At 54.9% G+C, this 2,907-nt stretch carries 3 protein-coding genes; 2 read left to right on the top strand and 1 reads right to left on the bottom strand.

Annotation, left to right across the window (positions count from 1 at the left end; translation table 11 throughout):
- Positions 1 to 1,185: PIN domain-containing protein (locus EGJ34_RS21160; RefSeq protein ID WP_221740433.1), on the top strand; the 1,185-nt coding region annotated here is incomplete at its 5' end.
- Between the two features lie 52 nt (positions 1,186 to 1,237).
- Positions 1,238 to 1,816, top strand: a complete 579-nt coding sequence (locus EGJ34_RS22895) for a DUF3892 domain-containing protein (RefSeq protein WP_312023048.1) — start codon at positions 1,238 to 1,240, stop codon at positions 1,814 to 1,816.
- 293 nt (positions 1,817 to 2,109) lie between these two features.
- Here the strand turns inward: EGJ34_RS22895 and EGJ34_RS21150 are convergent, their stop codons facing one another.
- Complete coding sequence (locus EGJ34_RS21150; protein WP_125362375.1) at positions 2,110 to 2,367, bottom strand: SymE family type I addiction module toxin; 258 nt, start codon at positions 2,365 to 2,367, stop codon at positions 2,110 to 2,112.
- Positions 2,368 to 2,907: the final 540 nt, after the last annotated feature.

Raw genomic sequence — 2,907 nt, 5'->3', positions numbered from 1 at the left:
GGGGGACGTGACATAGGGAACCTCCAAGTGCGAGTAAATTATCGCTTCTTGGCGTCCGTTTCAGCGGGGCAGGTTCAGATTTGCTCCGCAGATATGGTGAGTCGACTCGGTAGGGGGGAGCCTATTGCGGTCGCGATAGATACGACTCTTGTGATTAGGCAACGGTTCCAGTTCGGTCGCGGGCTTCTTTCAGTTCTTGGCCAGTTCGCTGCCACCAATATCAAAATCCTGATAGTGGATGTGGTTCTCCGCGAGATACGAGCTCATCATTTAGAAGCCATCGAGGGGGCAGCACTTCAACTCAGAAAGGCAGTGAAGTCTTCGCGAGACCTCGGACTTCTAGACGAGATGAGCAATGATGCTCTCGAGTCTTTTGAAGACATGGATCTCACAGGCTTCAGTTTCTCAGCGGTGGAGGACTACCTGCAGTCAATTGGGGCTGAGGTTCTCGATTCTTCGACACTTGTCGATCTTTCTCAGGTCCAAGACATGTACTTTGAGCGCCGCCCTCCATTCGAGGAAAAGAAGAAGCACGAGTTTCCTGACGCCTTTGCATTGAATGCGCTGGAAAAGTGGTCAGAGGTGAACTCCACCGATGTCCTGCTCTTGACCGAGGATAAGGGGTGGGTCACGTACTCGGATAGTAGTTCCCGTCTTCATCATGGCGTCGAGGTCGCAGAAGCTCTTTCGGCCACTCAAGATGCTGATCCAGCGCTTCTAGAGGCCTTGGCTACTTCACTTCGCGCAAGCACTTGGGAGCTAAGGGAGCTAATTGCGAGCGACGTTGCGAGGCTAAACGTGGAGGCAGATGGTAATGGTTATTGGTCAATAGACCTAACTGTGACCGGCGTAAGTTTGCAGGATGTTTCGCTCGAGTATCTGCGCGACGATGACTTGGAAATAGTGAGTCGGAATGCGGGAGAGTGCGTGGTTCAGTGTGCGCTGCATTGCGTAATCGGAGTCGACGCATCGATAACGGTACATCTTTTTGACCGAATCGACCGTACATCAATGCGTGTGCCCGGCGGTTCGATGCACGCTGCAAAAAAAGTGAATCTGAATTGCTTGATTAAGCTGGTGTCTCCGTCCAGGTCCGAGGCGTTCCGCATCGAGGCGGCAGATCTCATAGAACGCGATCTGCATGTGGACGTTGGCGAAGTGCAGGTTGACTTCTCACTTGATTAGCCTTTGCTAATTGCAAGGGCTTCGACAGGGGGCTCGCAGCTTGACCAGCACCATGTTCGGCATGCTTCAAATGCTTCAGTGGTGTGCGCCACTGCGCCGTCCAGTTCGGCCCTACAACCGCCCGGCACGCGTGACGTTCTCCGAAGTCCAGCCATGCCCGTCCGTACTTCACGCGTGCAACGTCCCTGGCGATATTCGTGCTAATCGCAGCTTCTCGCTCGCAGCGTTTGCCGGAGCTGTTCTTGGCATGCTCTGGATAAATGGGCCGCTCGAAATCGTAGGAGTAATGTCTGCCTGCCAGGGCATTCTTGGCTTACCCGAGGAGAGGTGCATGGCTCTTTTGACGGACGAACGAGAGGTGAGCTGCATCCGGAAGTCGAACCGGCATGATCCGTATACGCGTATCGAGTCAGTTGGAGGCGGCGGATCTCTGTTGACAATGTGGACGATGAGTGTCGATGACGCGATCAAGGGAATAGAATCAGGGACACTCAAGCTGTACACGCACGTGGGCGGCCATAAGCGGAACATCGTCGTCGTCTCGCGGCTGATGGGCTCGAAGTACCTTCGCACGGAAGCTGACAGAGACACACCCGATAACCTGCTGTCGTTGCCTGAGTGCCCCCGATAGCGTTGAGTAACTGTGTTGCGATGCCGGCGGCTGCGGATCGGCCGCCGGCGTATTCCCTAGAGACAACCTGTTTCATGCGCAGGCCGAGACAGCGCTGCGCTGAACTTTCTGTTATGCGGCGTGGTACGGCATCCGCGCCAAATCGACCAGGATAATGGTTCTGTGGGCTCTGTTTTTTTCCGGCGGGTCAAGTGCATGAGCTGCCGAAGTGGTGGCATGCAAACAACTAGAACCGGTTGGCAGATCGGGCGTCACGCGTAACGCTTATACCGCCAACCGGGACGGCTAAGCCCTCAGTCAGACGGATTCATGTGCCGCAAGATGATGCAGTCCTTCTTCCATTCGATCGCTAGACGACTGCCAACCTCCCATCCGACCCGAGTCATCCACATGCCCCTCAGCCAGAGACTCGGGATGCGATTGCTGGCAAGATTCCGCTTGCCGGTTGGGTCTTGGATCGCAACGACGCGCAGCGTTTCGGGCTTGGTGTAGTAAAGCCGTCCGCCCTTGGGCTTCTTGTTGGAATTGTCGTTGTTTGATGAATCTGTCATGTGCAACCTCGTAGAGTGAATTCTCCCTCGCCGAAATGGCGAGGGAGTCGGGAGGTTGATATCCGCTTAGGTGACGGTATGACGTATTCCCCGGGGGTGTTTTATTTCGCCACCCTCCCGACGCTAGACGTCGCACTTCTAGTTTTCCTAAGGAGATATCAAACTCCCTGTCCACACTCTGCACAACAGATCGTGCGATCTGAAAACCGCACTTTTGCAACGATACAGGACGGCAGAAGTTTGACGCCAGCAAGGCGTCGCAATTGGACCGGAATTGGTTAGCACGAAGCCATATTCCGAGGAGCGCATCACGCTGCTTCTCAGTCGCGTCGAGAAAACGTCGCGAAAGCGGGTCGTTCACGTCTGGGCCTGCATTTGACGCTTTTGGCAATAAGCGCGATCAACGCTTGGAAGTTTCGTCTGACACTAGGGCTGGATAGTTGACCTCCTGTGCACTCAAGGCGAGAGTGTCCGTATTTTTGTGTTCGGGCGACGTGGGCTGTCTTTTGACAGCCCGGCTTCTCAGTAAGGGCTCCGGAT

The organism is Stenotrophomonas sp. 278, from assembly GCF_003935715.1.
Lineage (GTDB): Bacteria > Pseudomonadota > Gammaproteobacteria > Xanthomonadales > Xanthomonadaceae > Stenotrophomonas > Stenotrophomonas maltophilia_AH.
This window is presented reverse-complemented; position numbering and strand designations above follow the sequence as displayed.

Coding starts and splice junctions, on each gene's coding strand:
- EGJ34_RS22895 (WP_312023048.1), top strand. CDS start 1,238: ATGTTCGGCATGCTTCAAATGCTTCAGTGGTGTGCGCCACTGCGCCGT.
- EGJ34_RS21150 (WP_125362375.1), bottom strand. CDS start 2,367: ATGACAGATTCATCAAACAACGACAATTCCAACAAGAAGCCCAAGGGC.